Here is a 16,065-nt window from a genome sequence, read left to right as displayed (position 1 = left end):
TTTGGAGGCTTTCGCCATGTCCGCCGCCGACGTCCGTTGGCCCACCGCAGCAGCAGCGCTCATTCTCGCTGCATCCAGCTTTGCCGCCGAGGCGCAGACCGCCCGTCGTGACGGCATAGCGGAGTTGCTGCGGCTTGCCGAGACGGGCGCCGACAAAGCACCGTCATCGGCACAGCCGCAAACTCCCGGCGATGCACAACAGGCCCAGCCCAAGCAGCCCGCCGATCCGCGCGAGGGCGACAAGGCATTCGAGCAAGCGCGCCGGCTGATGCGCGAGATCGACAGCGTACTGCGCGATACCGCCGACCACCGCGCGCAGGCACAGAAGCTGCCCGGCCGCGACGAGTTCATCCTGACACCGCTGTGGACGGAAACGCGCGAGGACCGCGAAGCCCGCATCCGTGGCCTGCTCGATTCTGCGCTCGGCATCGTCACCGATGTGCCGGTGGTGGAGATGCAGCGCAAAATTGAGACGCTGCGCCTCAACATCCGCGATATCGAAACCCAGATCGCGACGATGAAGGAGAAGCAGCTCACCGCGCCGAAGGATGCCATGCTGCCCGGCCTGCTGACCGATACGGTCGACAGCCTTGAAGGCAACATCCAGGACGCGCACAAGCGCATCGACAAGAACCGCGAAGAGATCGCCAAGGCGAAAACCGAGGTTGCCGTCGCGCTGGCCGAAGCTGGCGTTCAGCTTTCGCCCGATCAGGTGGATCTGCTGCTCGACAGCGTTCTGTCAGGCGATCTGGTGCGGCTCGTTGCAGCCTTCAGCGCCGCCAAGGTGATCGACAGCCAGCTCGGCAAGCTCCTCAACGCCGCTGGCGACAACATGAACGCGGCGCGCAAATACTTCGCCATGCACGCGGCGCTGTTCGCCATGCTGGTGCACGCGCAGTCGTCCGCCATCGAGCGCATCGACACCAACTACATGCCGAAGCTGGATGCCATCCTGAAGGACATCGCAACCGCGCAGGGCAAAACCGCGCGCCTGTTGCAGGCTGAAAACCGCCCCGATCAGCGTCGCGCGCTGGAAGCTAACCGCGAGGCGCAGAAGGTGGCGGCGGAAGCGGCCAAGGCTTATCGCCGTTATCTGCAGCAGCAGCGCGAGCAGATCGCCCGCGCCCGCACGCGCGCGGTGCACGACCTGCGCATCGCCGACAACACCTACGAAACAGTGGAAGCAAGCTTTCAGCTCAAGAACCTGATGCAGGATAGCGCCGCGTCGTTCGAGGCCATCCAGAAACTGGAAGCGCCAACCTTCGACCAGATCTTCCGCAATGAAGCGCTGCGGCAGGAGTTTGAAAACCTGACCCGCCGTCTCGACGCGCCGTCGAGTTAAAGTGCTTCCGGAAAAGTGGGCACCGATTTTACGATAAGAAGCACGGGCTAAGAGAATACTTTCGGCGCCAGCGCCGCACACATCAGCGCCGATACTGCACAAACGGACTCAGCGTCGCCAGCTTGTCATAGAGCCGCCGCGCGGTTTCGTTGTTGTGCTGTGTCGCCCAATAGGTGCGCGTGGCGCCGCGCTGATCGGCTTCGCGATAGACCGCCTCGATAAGCATCTGGCCGACACCTTCACCGCGCGCAGCAGGATCAACGAACAGATCCTCCAGATAGCAATACTCCGTCGGCGACCAGGTGGAGCGGTGAAACACAGCGTTGACCAGCCCTACCGGAACACTGTCAGCGCCGACAGCCAGCAGCCCCAGCATGCCGTCCTCTTCACCCAGCAATCGCTGCCATGTCAGCGCGATCACCTCGTCGGGCACCTCCGCCTCATAAAAACGGATGTAGGCCCGGAACAGCCTTTCCCAGCCGTCGCGATCATCCGTGTTGAGACGCCTGATGGTTATCGCCATGCTTCGATCCTCACAGCAGCCAGAACGTCGCCAACCCGAGGAAGGCGAAGAAGCCTACGACATCGGTGAGGGAGGTGACGAATACCGTCGACGCGACGGCAGGGTCAAATCCCAGCCGCTGCAATCCCAGCGGGATCAACATGCCTGCAACGGCGGCCACGAGCAGGTTGATCATGATGGCGATAGCGATCACAACGCCCAGCCCCGCTCCACCGAACCAGAAGATCGCCAACGCCGACAGCAAGCAAGCAAACAGCACGCCGTTTATCAGCGCCACCGTCACCTCGCGCAGCGCAACGCGCCGCACGTTCATGTCGCTCAGCTCTTTGGTTGCCAGCGCGCGCACCGTCACGGTCATCGTCTGCGTGCCAGCATTGCCACCCATCGACGCGATGATCGGCATCAGCACCGCCAGCGCCACCATCTGCTCAATCGAACCGCCGAACAGATCGATGATCGAAGCGGAAACCATCGCGAACAAAACGTTCACCAGCAGCCACAGAAAGCGCGGCGGCGCAATCTCGCGCACGCTGTCGCTCAGCCGCTCGTCGCCAACGCCGGCCAGCAGCTTGGCGTCTTCGTCCGCTTCCTGCTCGATCACCTCAACGACGTCGTCGACGGTCACAACACCGACAAGCCGTTCGTCGCTGTCGACAACCGGCACCGCCATCAGGCCATAGCGCTCAAACTGGCGCGCCACCTGCTCCTGGTCGGCCGTCGCCAGGATCATATGGCGGTCAGCTTCCATGATGGTGTTGATCGGCACGTCCCGCTTGGTGCGCAACAGCCGGGATATGTTCACACTGCCCAGAAGGTGGAAGCCCGGATCGACGACGAAAATTTCAGAGAACGTCTCCGGCAGGTCTTCGGTATCGCGGGCGAAGTCGATCACCTGCCCCACAGTCCAGAACGGCGGCACGGCGACAAAGTCGGCCTGCATAAGTCGGCCGGCGGTTTCGCCGGGATACAGCAGGTTGCGTTCCAGCGCGGCGCGATCGCTCTGCGGCAGCTGATCAAGAATTTCCTGCCGGTCGTCGGCCTCCAGGCTTTCAAGCAGGTAGGCGGCGTCGTCGCTGTCCAGCTCGGTAACGGCCTTGGCCAGAACGTCGTTTGGCAGCGCTTCGGAAATCTGGTCGCGGACTTTTTCGTCAACTTCGGTCAGCACCTCGAAGTCGAAATCCGCCCCCAGCGCTTCGATCAGCTCGACACGCTGTTCCGGCGCCAGTTCCTCGATGACGTCGGCCAGATCCGGATTTTCCAGCCCCGCGGCAACCTCGCGCACCTTCGCCAGATCGTGGCGTTCGAGCGCCTCCGAGATGGTAGAAATGCATTCGGCGATGGGTGTGTTGCCGCGCTCTGGCGCGACGGTCTCGTCAGCGTTCGTCATGGCAAGGAGGCACCCCGGATGGCGGCAGGAAACGGCCGGTGTCTGCCCGTTTAGAGATGATATGATGCGCGATGCAACGCCTTTAGCACGCTGCGACGATGAATACATCCGTGTGCGCAGATGCAACAGCACCCTGATGTTGTGCCGTGGAAGAGCAAAAAAGGCGGAAACTCTTTGCCGTTTCGGCCTACTAACAGGCTCATGAAGCTTATCGGCGGAGGGCGCTGCTGATGGCTGGATTTGGACGGGTTGCGGGGATGCGGCTGTTTAAAGCTTTCACCGTTGGCTTGCTTTGGCTTGCTCTGGGGCAGGCTTCGCCATTGCTTGCGCACGGCGCTCTGCAGGTGGAAGCATGCGCCAGCGGCGGCGATGGCATCGGCCTGTCGCGCATCGTCGAAGTAGATGCCGCGGGCGGCCCTTCGTTCGGACGCACCGTCAGCGGCCATCACGACTTCCTCAACAAGGGCGAGATCGTACTGACGTTCGATGACGGCCCGCTGAAGTCGCACACCCGCACTGTCCTGAAAGCCCTCGCCGAGCACTGCACCAAAGCCACCTTCTTCATGGTCGGACGCATGGTAGTGGCCGATCCGGCGATGGTGCGAGAGGTTGCAGCGGCCGGTCATACCGTCGGTGCACACACCTGGTCGCACGCCCGCCTGCCGTCGCTGTCCAAGGAAAAGATGCTGGAGGAAATCGAGCTCAGCTTCAGCGCGCTGTCGCAGGCGCTCGAGGGCGACGTCGCACCGTTTTTCCGCTTCCCCTATCTCAGCTTCAACAAAACCGGCACCGACTACCTGAAGCAGCGCAACATCGCGAACTTCACCATCGACATCGACTCACGCGACTTCCGCACCAAGGATGCAGCAACGGTCGAGCGCACCGTGCTTGCCCAGCTGGCGGAACGGGGCAAGGGCATCATCCTGTTCCACGACATTCAGCCCTCAACGGCCAAGGCCCTGTCGAGCCTGCTGACCAAACTGAAACAGCGTGGCTACAAGGTCGTGCATGTGGTGCCGCAGGACGATGTAGAAACGGTGGCGGAATACGACGAGCGCGCGCGCAAGATGATCGCGCGCAAGCTGGCCACGGCCAACAAGCAGCCGCTGGCCAAGCGCGCCGTCACCTGGCCCAATGCCGATACGCAGGCCGCGGTCGAGACCGACGAAAACGGACGCGAGATTCTGCCCTGGGCGCGCAAGGCCACCGATCCTTGATCGGCCATCGCGTCGCGGCAGCTCGCATGCCCGCTGTTTGCAGCTCGATCATCGTACCCCGCTGCTGCCGCCGCCGTCATATCCGCCGTTCCGACCGCTAGCGTTCGGCCCGCCTCTTCCCCTGGCTCAGCCGCACGCGATCGCTATTGCCGGCCCCTCGTGCCGTGGGAATTGCGCCTCACCCTGGCACGAAGTGCGCACGCACACTGTGATTTCTCGCCGACACACTGTAGATGGGATTTTAGGGTTCTGAACCAACCGAGGAAAAGCCTGTGATCCGCCGACTTTCCCTGACCATCGCCGTCTGCATCACAGCCGCCTCCCTCGGCACCGTCGCGGCGAAAGCCGAAGAGGCCTGCGCCTCTCCGAAAGGCGCACTTGGCGTCGAACGCATCGTCGAAATCGACCCGTCCACCGGACCGTTGTTCGGCGGTCTCACCAAGTACGAGCAGGAGCCGCGCTTTCTGCGTCCAAAGGAAGTCGTGCTGACATTCGACGACGGCCCACTGCCCAAGTTCACCAAGCCCATTCTCGACACGCTCGACAAGTTCTGCACCAAGGCGACGTTCTTCTATGTCGGCCGGATGGCGCAGGCCTATCCCAGCATGGTCAAAGAGGTGATGGACCGCGGCCACACCATGGGCACGCACACCTGGTCGCATCCGATGAACATGCGCGCGTTGCCGCTGGCCAAGGCCACGGACCAGATCGAACGCGGTTTTGCCGCCGTGGCGCTGGCCGCCGGACGTCCGATCGCTCCGTTCTTCCGCTTCCCCGGCCTGTCCGATTCAGGGCCGATGCTCACCCATATGCAGGAACGCGGCATCGCCTCGTTCACGGTCGATGTCGTCTCCAACGACAGCTACATCGCCAGCCCCCAGCGCCTTGCCGCACGCACCATCCAGCAGGTTGAGGCCCGCAACGGCGGCATCGTCCTGTTCCACGACATCAAGGCCTCAACCGCCGCCGCACTGCCGACCATCCTCACCGAGCTGAAGAAGCGCGGTTACAAGGTCGTGCATCTGCGTTCCAAAACCGAATTCAAGCCGCTGCCCGAACTGACCGCCGAACTTTCCAAGGCGATCCCGGAACAACCGGCGGGGCCGAAGCTGGTGCCGTTCTTCGCCGTCACCAACCTCGACACCAATAGCGAGCCTGAGGTGACGACGATTGAGCCGGATGCAAAAGACCGTGCCCGCACGGGCAAGAGCACGCATCCCGTCGATCGCGCCGTAGCAGCCGACACCGGTTCGACGGACGAGGATGACAGCGATGCGGCACCAAAGCCCGCACAGGCGCGCGCCAAGGCGGCTGCCAAAAAACAGAAAGAGTATTCAGTTCCCTCTAGCCTCGGTGAAGCAATCGGCGGCCGCTGGTAGGCTGTTACGGAAGCCGCGTACCCACGTGCCTCATTACCAACCGCCAGCGCGTTGCGCGGTCATCGGCGAGTGCACAACCATGCGCTAGCGGCCGGCTCCGCGAAGCGGAGTCGCCAGCGCGAACGAAGCTCCACGCAAGTCTCAGGATGCAACAGCCTAGCGGACGTTTGCACGTGCAGCGCCCATCAGCCGCCTGCATTCTGCCGTGCCCGCATAGTCCCTTCGCACCGTGAACATCGCATCGTGATACGATGCAAACCGATCGCGCTCTGGCTCTAACCCAGCTTACGTAGCGCTATGCCCTGAGCTGCAAGCGCATTCAGAGCCGCATCCAGACTGGCCGCCATGCTCGTCGAAGCGTCAACCTCGGTCCATTCCATCGGCCCGATGTCATACTTCAGCTGCTCGCGCACCACGCGCCGATCCGCATCCGAAGCATCGCCGACCCGTTGCTCCACGCGCTGAATGAGCGTGCTTTCCGGCGCCGTCAGCCAAAGCCCGGCAAACTGGCAACCGGCCTCCTCGGCAACAGCCGCCGCCATGGCCCGCTCCTCCGGCTTGGCAAACACAGCATCCACGATCACCGCGTGGCCAATGCGCAGTCCGCGCCGAGCCCGATCTTCCAGCATGCCGTAAACTCGCTGCGCGGTGGCGACGCGATAATGCTGCCGATCGAGTTTCTGCGTCTCGGGCACACCAAACAGCCGCTTGCGCTCAACATCGCTGCGCACATGCAGCGCGCCGGGCGCCGACCCGATATGGCTCGCCAGCATGGCCGCCAGTGTCGTCTTGCCGGTTCCCGACAATCCGCCGACGGCAATAAGCAGCGGCGGCGATGGTGTCAGATAGCCCTCGACCAGACGCGCATAGTGATCGACGACGCGCTCCACCTCGGCCCGTTCGCTTTCCACCACCTGACTGAGCCGCGCCATAGCAACGATGGCACGCACACCGGCGCGGCAAGCCAGGAACAACGGCAGACACGCCAGTCCCTCGATTTCGCCGCCTAAAGGTTCAAACGCACAGTAAGCGTTGAACACGGCGTTCGCCGCCGCATGATCGCCCCGCGCCTCAAGATCCATCAGCAGAAACGCCAGATCGTAAAGCACATCGATGGTGCCAAGCGCCTCGCTGAACTCAAGCGCATCGAACGGAATTGGCTGACCATCAATCAGTACGATGTTGCCCAGATGCAGGTCGCCATGGCAGCGGCGCACGCAGCCGGCATTGCCGCGTTCGGCAAGTTGTGCGCGCACGGTATCGAACGCGCCGCGCAGCCCGCGGGCAATCTGCGGCCGCTCGGTCGCCAGCGCCGTAGCAAGTTGCTCCACCACCGCCTGCATCCGCCCGGCGCCATCGCACAGCGTCGCAATGGGGCTGTCCTGATGGTACCGCGCCACCATATCGGCCAACGCCTTGGCCAGCGCATCACCCAGCGGGCCCTGCTGCGCCTTGAAGCTGAGCACAGCTTCCTGCGGAAAGCGCCGCATATGCACCAGCCAGTCGACGATCTCGCCCGCGACAGGCCCATCGGCCGCACCCAGTTGAAGCTGGCCATCACACCGCACGATCGGACGCAGGCCATGATACATGCGCGGCGCATGCGGCCGATTGAGCTCCAGTTCGCGTAGAGCAGCGGCGTAGCGCGCTTCCAGCGTCGAGAAATCGACAAAGCCGAAGTTCACCCGCTTGCGCAGTTTGTAGGCGTCATCCCCGGCCAGAAACACGCGCCCGATATGGGTCTCGACCACATCCACCCGGTCAACGCCGTAGGTCGCCGGATCGCCCAGCAAAGCGCAGACATCGCGCTCTTCTTCATCGGCGAAGGTGAATACTGAATCACCCATCGGCTCACCCCATCGGTATGCGCTGGCTCAGATTATCAATGCGGGCGCAATGTTAAATGCGGCTATAACAGCCGCAGCCCGCCCCGACAAACGTCTGGCGTTGGCGATTGCATCCCGCATCACCACAATATTTCTGGCCAATATGACGGGCAGGCACGCGCCGGTCTTTGCGCCGGAGCAAGCGGCGATCCAGCAACCGACCAACCAACGCGCAACGGAACAGCGGCGCGGCGGCGGCGTCAGATGCAACGGCACTGACTTCAAACAGCACCAACCCGGCGACTGTCACCAGCGTCCGCCGCGGCAAACCCGCAGCGAACGATCAGGCGCACCCGCACAACCCGCCGAGCTTCAGCTATCTCCGCGTCGCGAAAATTCCGTCTGTCCGCCCGACGCCAGAATGCGCGCCTGCTCGATCCAGTTCTCGCGTTCGATGCGGCCACGGAAATCGAGCAGATTGCTGACGTGCTCGACGTCCTCAACCGACCAGTTGGCGATCTGCTCGAAATAATGAACGCCAAGCTCATGCAGCTTGCGCTCGATAAGCACGCCCACGCCGCGAATACGCTTCAGGTCGTCCGGCTTGCCATCGAGATACAGCGCGCGCGAAGCATCGCCCAGCAGCAACTCCGAACGCACCGAGCGCAGCGCCCCAAGCTCGCTGCCGGAGTGATGCGGTTGCGTGTGGTGTGATTGAGTGTGCTGCGGCTGCTGGCTCTGCGCCTCCAGCTCAACACCATCGTTTACAGACGGCTCGCTTGCTGATGGCTCAGGCAGCGCGGCTGGCTCAGAGCTCGCAAGCCCCGCATCTTCACCCGCTTCACCACCATCGCTATCCGCCAACGCTTCAGCCTCCGCCGCCGCCCTGGCATATTCAGCCTCGGCGTAAACGGCGATCGGCACTTCCTCGTCCAACTGCTGCTCGGCTTCATGCGCGGCCGATGCCCCGCTCACCGCGGCGATTATCTCCTCAACGGCTGCCACTGCTTCCGCCGAAGCCGGCTCGGCGATCTGCTCCACTGCTGGCGCCACGTCGGCGACAACCTCAGACACATTTTCCGGCTCCGGTTCCGGGACGTTTGCAAGTTCCGGCAACAGCGAAGCTACCGTTGCCGAGGGAACAACAATCGCAGCGGCAGCGGCTGCGGTCGCCAGATCATGGCGGCGCGCATAATAGGTCTCGCCGCCCCGCGCCAGCACTGCGGCCTGCCCGAGCCAGTTTTCATCTACGATCCGATTGCCCAGACCAAAATGCGCGCTGAGGTCGGCAACATCCGTCGCGTTGAGCGATGCAAGCTGACGGAAATGGCGGATGCCCAGCTCGTTCAGAGCGCGGCGCATGCCAACATCGACGCCACGGATGCGCGTCAGGTCATCGCTCGGGCCACGTGCGGAAAGCTCGCGCGGCAGCGTTCCCGGCGCTTCGGGCTGATGCCGTGTTTCGGCAGCAGCCGAACCGCTTGCCGTTGAATGCATCGGCACTGTAAACGGCGGCACCGGATCGCCGCTGTCAGCGCGGCGCGCGTAATAGGTTTCACCGCCGGTCGCAAGAATGTGCGCCTGGCGCAACCAGTTTTCGTGCGCCACACGACCACGCTCGATTTCGAGCACCTCTTCGAATTCTTCGACATCCTCTGCCGAAAGCGACGCCAGCTCATAGAACCGCGTAATGCCCAGTTCGTGGATCTGGCTCTGCATCGCGATGTCGATGCCCCGGATGCGGGTAAAGTCATCCGCAGGCACAGTCAGTACGCTGACCGCGCTTTCGACGACGGGAGCAGGCGCCTCGTCCGCAGCAGCAGCAGCAGCAGCAGCAGCAAGCGTAGCGGCGGCGGCAGCTGCCAAGTCAACATTTGCATGGTCGGCGACGGCATCCGTTACTACGGGTGCCATGTCCTCCGGCTCAGGTTCCGACTCAATCGGAGCTGGCTCTGTTGTTGCAGGCTCGACAACAGCGACTGGGGCATCAACTTCCTGCTCAACGGCAACAGGCTCGGCAATCGTCTCTTCGGCAACAACCACAGCAGTCGGCGACGAAGCGGGCAGAGCAGCCTCAGTTGCCGGGCGTCCACCGATCCGTGCCGCAACCGCAGCCACTGCTGCGGCGGAAGCAGCAGCCGTTGCAGCGGCCGATCCGCGATTGCGCTTCAGCATCTGATATGTCGTGCCGCCTTCAGCGAGAACACGTGCCTGTCCGCGCCAGTTCTCGCTCACAACACGATCGCCCAGATCCAGCCGCTCGCTAATCGTCTGCACGTCGGTGTCATTAAGCGCCGCGACATGCTCATACCGCACCACGCCAAGGCGGTTCAGCTCGCCCTCAATGCCGGTATCAACTGCATGGATGCGCGTCAGATCCTGATGCGGATCGGTGCCCACGATGCGCGGCAGCGAACCAAGCTCAATCGGCTTGATCGCAACAGGCTGGGCAGCCGTCGCAACCGGAACGGTGAATGCAGGCACCGGAACGCCGCTATCGGCACGCAGCGCGTAATAGGTCAGACCGCCAGCGGCCAGCACCTGGGCCGAGCGCAGCCAGTTGTCGGTGGCAGCCCGCCCGCGCGCAACGCCGAGCCCGTCTTCAACCGCCTTCACTTCATCATCGCTCAACGCAGCAAATGCCGCAAAGCTCGTAATTCCGCGATCATGCAGCTGCTTCTGCATGACCTGATCGATGCCGCGAATACGCGTCAGGTCATCGCCACGGGCCGGCGCCACCGGAACGATGGCGGCAGCGGCGGCTGCGACGCCCCCGGCTGCAATCACGCTCGCAACGGCTGCCCCGACGCCACCCTCGCCATGCTTCGGAATGGGAACGAAGTTGGGGCCCAACACTGGCAGTGCGGTGTGCGGGATGAAATCACGGCGGGCGCCAGCAGCGATTTGGCCACTGATGGCCCGATTGAAGCGATCGTCCACCTCAGCGCGGGGCGTCACCTCGATGCGCGGTTCTCCGGGGGCGGCTGCGTATGCCGTGCCTACGGCGGCAATGGCGGCTGCCTTACTGGCGCGGCTATAATAGAAGTGGCGTTTCAGCCCGCAGGCCAGGACGGCTCCGAAAAAGAAGGCCGCGGCCAAAAGCAGACACGCCTGCCAAGCCAACTCCGACATAACTTCCCACTCCCCCACAAACAGACCAGCCGCATCCCGGTGCGGTTAGCCATCCACCCGCGCACACAAAATCCACGAAACAACGAAGCCGATCAAAAACGCACCGGCGATGTACCAGCCGAGATTGACGATGAGATAGTCCATCGGTCTCCCCTATCCCTTCGCCCCCGCAGCCGTCCTTCGCACCATGACGATCACCTCGACACGGCGATTTTTCGCCCGGTTGGTCCACGTGGTGTTCGGCGCGACGGGTTGCGTGTCGCCAAAGCCAACGGCGGTTAGCCTCTCGGCGTCAATACCCCTATCGACCATATACGCTACAACGGCACGTGCACGGCGTTTTGACAGTGCCAGATTGCTGCGCGGTCTGCCCGTTGAATCCGCGTGACCGGAAATTCGCAGCGACGCGTAGGGACATCCAAGCAACGCATCAACCAGTTGATCGAGTATCGATTTTTCAATCCGGTCGAGACGCGCAACACCATGGGCGAAATGCACTTCCACCCGTTCGGCTGCCTCCAGCACGCCCAGAATGCAGCCCGCATTCGGGTCGCTGTTGCTTTGCGGTAACGCAGCGGTGTCAAAGCGCGGAGCAGTCGGTTCCGCAGCAGGGCGCTCGACCCTGCGGACGGGTTTGGGCTTCGGTTCGGGCCTTGGCGCAACCTCGATCAGCGGTTCTGGTTCTGGTTCCGGCTCCAGCGCGGCAATTTCCGGTTCGGGCTCCGGCTCATCGACATCCCACGCCGTCACCGTCTCGCCCGGCTCCAGCACCGGCACCGCTGGGCCAAACGCCCAAGCCTCAGCCTCCGGCATTCGCGCCGTCAAACGCATCACCTGCACCGGCGGCCCCTTCAGTTCCGGCGCAGGCGGCTCCGTTTCGGCCTCCTCAGCGCCGGACCTGATGTCATAGATCGCCACCGTGCGGGCTCGGACACTACGCGGCGCTTTGCGGTCGGCCAGCAATTCCGGAATCTCCGCAACCGGGCCAACATCGCCATCGGGATAACCGGCCCAGGTCGCAACCGCCTGCCAGGCCGAGCGCCCGGGAGCCTGCTCGCGAACCGTCTCGATCGGAAAACCGCTGAACGCCGTCACTGTCATGGAACCGGCAACGCCCGCCGCGAGCGTCTCCGAAGGTTCGTCCGAGCCGAGCGCCGCTACCGGATACTCATCCGCCAGCAGCTGCGGACCGTCGTCGGGTTCTTTCGGCACCGGCAGCGCGTCATCGCCCACGAACGCGGGGATGCGTCCCGTCTCCGGCAGCCGCGCACGCACGTTAACCATGCGCACGCCCCACAGGTCGCGCACGATGTTGGCGGCCGTATCGACCTGCTGCTGATTATCGGCAAAGCCAACAAGCAATCCATCGCGGCCGGAAAACGCCACGGAAGCCCAGCCATGGCCGGAGCGCGCAAGTGCTGCTGCGCTGCGCTGTTCGAGCTCGGCTTCGATGGCATCTGTCTCGACATGGATGGCGAGCCAGCTCAACATCGCAACCGGAATGAGCCCCCACAGCCACCGTGCCGGATGGCATCTCATACGAACTCGTGCGCCTCCGCATTGAGCGCTGTTACGCTACTGTTGCCGAGACCCTGTCCCCTGGATCCCCCCGCCCGCGGCCGGGCGCCTGATACACTTTAGCCACGGGTGTGCCCGTGCCTGCGCAACTATAGTCAAATGCTGCTGGCTTTCCAAGCGGATGCCCGGCCACACACGCTGGCGAAAAGTCAAAAATGGCTAATTACTGCTGCTGCTTGCGGATCGGCGTTGGCTCGGCGCCGCCCAACCCCTTGTCAGCCGCAACACCGCTCTCGCGCTGCTCCGCCCGGACAACCTCAGGCCGGATACGCTCCACGCCATCATTGCCGCCGCGCACCGCCTCAGCCCGCGCCAGCTCTGCCTCGCGCATCCGCAGGTCTTCATATCGCTCAGCGATATAATCGCGCGTCAGCGGCACCGCATCGGCGCGGCGCACACACTGAACCTGGAACACAGCTACGTTCTGGAAGCGGAACGCCGCTTCACAGGCCGCTAGGTAATACTCCCACATCAGACAGAAGCGCTCGTCATAAAGCGCCTTGGCCTCATCGCGACGCGCCATGAAACGCTTGCGCCAATCCAGCAGCGTTTCAGCATAATGCATGCGCAGGCATTCAACATCCGTCACCATCAGTCCTGCGCGCTCAATCGCTGGCACAATTTCAGACAGCGCCGGCAGCTGGCCGCCGGGGAAGATGTACTTGTCCAGCCACGGATTCGGATACCACGGCCCATCCATATGGCCGATGGTATGCAGCACCATCACGCCATCGGGCTTCAGCACCTGACGGCATTTGTTGAAGTAGGCCGGATAATACTTCGGTCCCACATGCTCAAACATGCCAACCGACACGATCCGGTCGAAGCTGCCCTCAAGCTCGCGATAATCCTGCAGCACAAAGCGCACGCTGTCGGCCACGCCAGCAGCTTCCGCCCGCGCCCGCGCCACTTCAAGCTGCTCGGTGGAAAGCGTAACGCCATACACCTGCCGCGCGCCCGCAACGCGCTTCATATAAAGGCCCAGCCCACCCCAGCCGCAGCCGATATCCAGCACCCTGCTTTCGGGCTCGACCAGCAGCTTGGCCGCAACCAGCCGCTTTTTCGATGCCTGCGCTTCTTCCAGCGTGCATCCCGGGCGCTCATAATAGGCGCAGCTGTATTGCTTGTCCGGATCGAGAAACAGATCATACAGACGGTGATCGAGATCGTAATGGTGGGCGACATTGCGACGGGAGCGCCAGCGGCTGTTGGCGCTCACGGCGCGCCGCGTCGCCATCCGCAGCTTGCCCAGCATGCGCGTCGCCAGCGAGCGATCTTCAACCGCCGCATCGCGCATGACCAGCTCAAGAAAATCGTAGATCGTGCCTCGCTCGACGACAAAGCGGCCATCCATGAACATTTCGCCGAGCCGCAATTCCGGATTTAGCGCTACAGCGCGCTCAGCACCGCGATCCATGAAGCGCACGCGCACTTCTTCGCCTGTCCCGTCACCCAGTGTGTATTCCTTGCCGCTGGCGCTCACCACCACCAACGAGCCGCGCTTCACAAGACGGGCAAGTACTGTCGTAAGAATCTTTTCCATATGTACGACCACCGGCAATGTGCGAAAGGCCAACGACGCACGTCACACGTACGTCAGCTCCAAAACTGCGAGCGTACGCGCATTGTCTTATGAGAGACTAAATCTACATGCGGCTATCGCCAACACATTCACGCAGAAAATTCCGCACAATGTTTGTGCATGTTGCGCACAACGAACCTGTCCGGCGACTATCCAGACGAACATCAGTGCCAGACGATCAGCGACGTGCCTTGCGCCGTTGCGAGCGATAAACAGGCCGCTCACCGGCGGCTTGTGCTTCACAGAAACGACTTCTGGTGCCGCTCAGGCAGCCATACCGGTTCAGCAACTCCGCATCCCGCGCATTGGTCGGTCCGCCCGCTCTGGCGTTGGCACGCGCGGCTTCAACTTCCCAATAGGAGTCGGCCAAAACAGCGGACGGCGCCAACATGCAGGCGCCCACTCCCGCCGCAACAATCAATCGAACGAAGCCCATCATGCGTACTCCACTATAGGGTCCACACCCTCGGGCGCCCCGGCCATCTAAGTCCTCTAGATGTTTATCCGGCCTGAAAAATACAATCGGGCTCCGATGCAATTATCGGCAGCAAGGAAGCAGGCTACAATCAGCTTCCGGCAATGCACTAACGCGCGCCGGACAAATCAATCGCCGACGCACCTCAGTCAACGACGCTTATCCCTTCGCGCCCTGCCCGCGCGCGTAAACGTCCTCGTAGCGGGTGATGTCGTCCTCGCCGAGATAACTGCCGGTCTGCACTTCAATCAGCACCATCGCCACCTTGCCGGGGTTTTCCATGCGATGGATCGAACCGAGCGGCACATAGACAGACTGGTTCTCGGTCACCAGTTTGGTCTCGCCATCGATTGTGACCTTGGCTGTGCCTTCAACGACAATCCAATGTTCCGAACGGTGATGGTGTGACTGCAATGACAGCGCCGCGCCGGGATGAACCACAATGCGCTTCACCTGAAAGCGCGGTCCAATAGCCAAACTTTCAAACCAGCCCCACGGCCGATGGTCGATGGGGAATGTCGTTGCCTGACGCCGGTCGGCCAACTGCAACGCAGTCACCGCTTCCTTCACGCGCTGACTTTCCGACTTCGGCGCAACGAGCACGGCATCAGCCGTAGCAATGGCAACGATGTCTTTCAAACCGATGCCGACAAGCTCGATCCGTTCCGATTCCGAACGCAGCAGCGAACCCTCGCAGTCGATCGCCGTTGCGTGCTCCGAGCACACATTGCCAGCGCCATCGGGCCCGGTCTCCTGCCACACAGCTTCCCAGCCGCCGAGGTCGGACCATCCGGCGCGATAAGGCATCACCGCAAGGTTCGAAGCCTTTTCCATGATCGCATAATCGATCGAGTTGGACGGCACTCGCGCCCACGGCTCGGGCGCAAACCGCGTAAAGCCAAGATCCGTGGTCGCCTCGGCAACGGATGATTCAACCGGCGCCAGAATGTCCGGCGCATGCGCGCGAAACGCATCAATCAGTGTCCGCGCGGTGAAGAGAAAAATGCCCGCGTTCCAGAGAAAGTTTCCGGCCGCGACCATCGCGGCGGCGCGCTCAGCGTCCGGCTTTTCCACGAACCTCGCCAACCGCTGCGGATCATCGGCATCGATACGTCCGTCCGCCGCCAGTTCAAGATACCCATAGCCAGTTTCCGGACGCGTCGGCACAATGCCAAACGTCACCAGATCGCCAGCGCGCGCACGCGGCACAGCAGCAGCTACAGCAGTGCGGAAAGCCTGCGCGTCGGGAACAACGTGATCGGATGGCGCCACCAGCATCAACGCGTCCGCGTTGCTCTGCGCCAGAACGAGCGCGGCGGCAAGAACGGCAGGCGCAGTGTTGCGGCCATCGGGCTCGATCAGGATCGCCTGTGGAGCAATCTCAACTGCCGCCAGTTGCTCCGTCACGATGAAACGGAAATCGTTGCCCGTCACCACGACAGGCGCAGCATATCCCGGCCCGCACAGCCGCCGCGCCGCCTGCTGAAACAGGCTTTCATCACCGATCAGGCGCGAGAACTGTTTGGGATAGCTTTGACGCGACAACGGCCACAGCCGGGTGCCGGAACCGCCGCATAGAAGTACTGGATGAATATGCATGATCAACGATTTTCGCGTGGGTTGC

10 protein-coding genes are annotated in these 16,065 nt (G+C 62.8%); 3 read left to right on the top strand and 7 right to left on the bottom strand.

Annotation, left to right across the window (positions count from 1 at the left end; genetic code table 11):
- Positions 1–16: 16 nt before the first annotated feature.
- The gene (locus C6Y62_RS14775) at positions 17–1,342 is read left to right on the top strand and encodes a hypothetical protein (protein ID WP_210258076.1); all 1,326 of its coding nucleotides are present in this window, start codon (positions 17–19) and stop codon (positions 1,340–1,342) included.
- Between the two features lie 82 nt (positions 1,343–1,424).
- Here C6Y62_RS14775 and C6Y62_RS14770 read toward each other — a convergent pair whose 3' ends face one another.
- Both C6Y62_RS14770 and mgtE read right to left on the bottom strand, forming a co-directional pair.
- Positions 1,425–1,865: a GNAT family N-acetyltransferase gene (locus C6Y62_RS14770; protein ID WP_173954561.1), complete on the bottom strand. Its 441-nt coding sequence runs from the start codon at positions 1,863–1,865 to the stop codon at positions 1,425–1,427.
- A 10-nt stretch (positions 1,866–1,875) separates the two neighbouring features.
- Positions 1,876–3,252, bottom strand: a complete 1,377-nt coding sequence (gene mgtE, locus C6Y62_RS14765) for a magnesium transporter (RefSeq protein ID WP_173954560.1) — start codon at positions 3,250–3,252, stop codon at positions 1,876–1,878.
- Between the two features lie 230 nt (positions 3,253–3,482).
- Here mgtE and C6Y62_RS14760 point away from each other — a divergent pair, with 230 nt between their 5' ends.
- Together C6Y62_RS14760 and C6Y62_RS14755 are read left to right on the top strand one after the other, a co-directional pair.
- A complete protein-coding gene (locus tag C6Y62_RS14760) occupies positions 3,483–4,469 on the top strand; it encodes a polysaccharide deacetylase family protein (RefSeq protein WP_173954559.1) in 987 nt (328 codons plus the stop codon).
- Between the two features lie 272 nt (positions 4,470–4,741).
- Entirely contained in the window at positions 4,742–5,848 is a 1,107-nt protein-coding gene (locus C6Y62_RS14755) for a polysaccharide deacetylase family protein (protein ID WP_173954558.1), read from the top strand.
- Between the two features lie 275 nt (positions 5,849–6,123).
- Here C6Y62_RS14755 and C6Y62_RS14750 read toward each other — a convergent pair whose 3' ends face one another.
- The 5 genes from C6Y62_RS14750 to C6Y62_RS14730 form a co-directional block, all read right to left on the bottom strand.
- Positions 6,124–7,695, bottom strand: coding sequence for a bifunctional aminoglycoside phosphotransferase/ATP-binding protein (locus C6Y62_RS14750; protein WP_173954557.1), 1,572 nt, complete (start codon positions 7,693–7,695; stop codon positions 6,124–6,126).
- A gap of 351 nt (positions 7,696–8,046) precedes the next feature.
- Entirely contained in the window at positions 8,047–10,806 is a 2,760-nt protein-coding gene (locus C6Y62_RS14745; protein ID WP_173954556.1) for a hypothetical protein, read from the bottom strand.
- A gap of 153 nt (positions 10,807–10,959) precedes the next feature.
- On the bottom strand, positions 10,960–12,345 hold the full coding sequence (locus tag C6Y62_RS14740) for an OmpA family protein (protein ID WP_173954555.1): 1,386 nt from the start codon (positions 12,343–12,345) through the stop codon (positions 10,960–10,962).
- A 202-nt stretch (positions 12,346–12,547) separates the two neighbouring features.
- The gene (locus tag C6Y62_RS14735; protein WP_173954554.1) at positions 12,548–13,927 is read right to left on the bottom strand and encodes an SAM-dependent methyltransferase; all 1,380 of its coding nucleotides are present in this window, start codon (positions 13,925–13,927) and stop codon (positions 12,548–12,550) included.
- A gap of 673 nt (positions 13,928–14,600) precedes the next feature.
- Positions 14,601–16,040, bottom strand: coding sequence for a mannose-1-phosphate guanylyltransferase/mannose-6-phosphate isomerase (locus tag C6Y62_RS14730; RefSeq protein ID WP_173954553.1), 1,440 nt, complete (start codon positions 16,038–16,040; stop codon positions 14,601–14,603).
- Between the last annotated feature and the right edge of the window lie 25 nt (positions 16,041–16,065).

Source organism: Hyphomicrobium sulfonivorans, assembly GCF_013306565.1.
GTDB classification, from domain to species: domain Bacteria; phylum Pseudomonadota; class Alphaproteobacteria; order Rhizobiales; family Hyphomicrobiaceae; genus Hyphomicrobium_A; species Hyphomicrobium_A sulfonivorans.
This window is presented reverse-complemented; position numbering and strand designations above follow the sequence as displayed.

What these genes read in the sequence shown, in the direction of transcription:
- C6Y62_RS14750 (WP_173954557.1), bottom strand. Translation starts at nt 7,695, where the DNA reads ATGGGTGATTCAGTATTCACCTTCGCCGATGAAGAAGAGCGCGATGTC.
- C6Y62_RS14770 (WP_173954561.1), bottom strand. Translation starts at nt 1,865, where the DNA reads ATGGCGATAACCATCAGGCGTCTCAACACGGATGATCGCGACGGCTGG.
- C6Y62_RS14740 (WP_173954555.1), bottom strand. Translation starts at nt 12,345, where the DNA reads ATGAGATGCCATCCGGCACGGTGGCTGTGGGGGCTCATTCCGGTTGCG.
- C6Y62_RS14760 (WP_173954559.1), top strand. Translation starts at nt 3,483, where the DNA reads ATGGCTGGATTTGGACGGGTTGCGGGGATGCGGCTGTTTAAAGCTTTC.
- C6Y62_RS14745 (WP_173954556.1), bottom strand. Translation starts at nt 10,806, where the DNA reads ATGTCGGAGTTGGCTTGGCAGGCGTGTCTGCTTTTGGCCGCGGCCTTC.
- C6Y62_RS14735 (WP_173954554.1), bottom strand. Translation starts at nt 13,927, where the DNA reads ATGGAAAAGATTCTTACGACAGTACTTGCCCGTCTTGTGAAGCGCGGC.
- mgtE (WP_173954560.1), bottom strand. Translation starts at nt 3,252, where the DNA reads ATGACGAACGCTGACGAGACCGTCGCGCCAGAGCGCGGCAACACACCC.
- C6Y62_RS14730 (WP_173954553.1), bottom strand. Translation starts at nt 16,040, where the DNA reads ATGCATATTCATCCAGTACTTCTATGCGGCGGTTCCGGCACCCGGCTG.
- C6Y62_RS14775 (WP_210258076.1), top strand. Translation starts at nt 17, where the DNA reads ATGTCCGCCGCCGACGTCCGTTGGCCCACCGCAGCAGCAGCGCTCATT.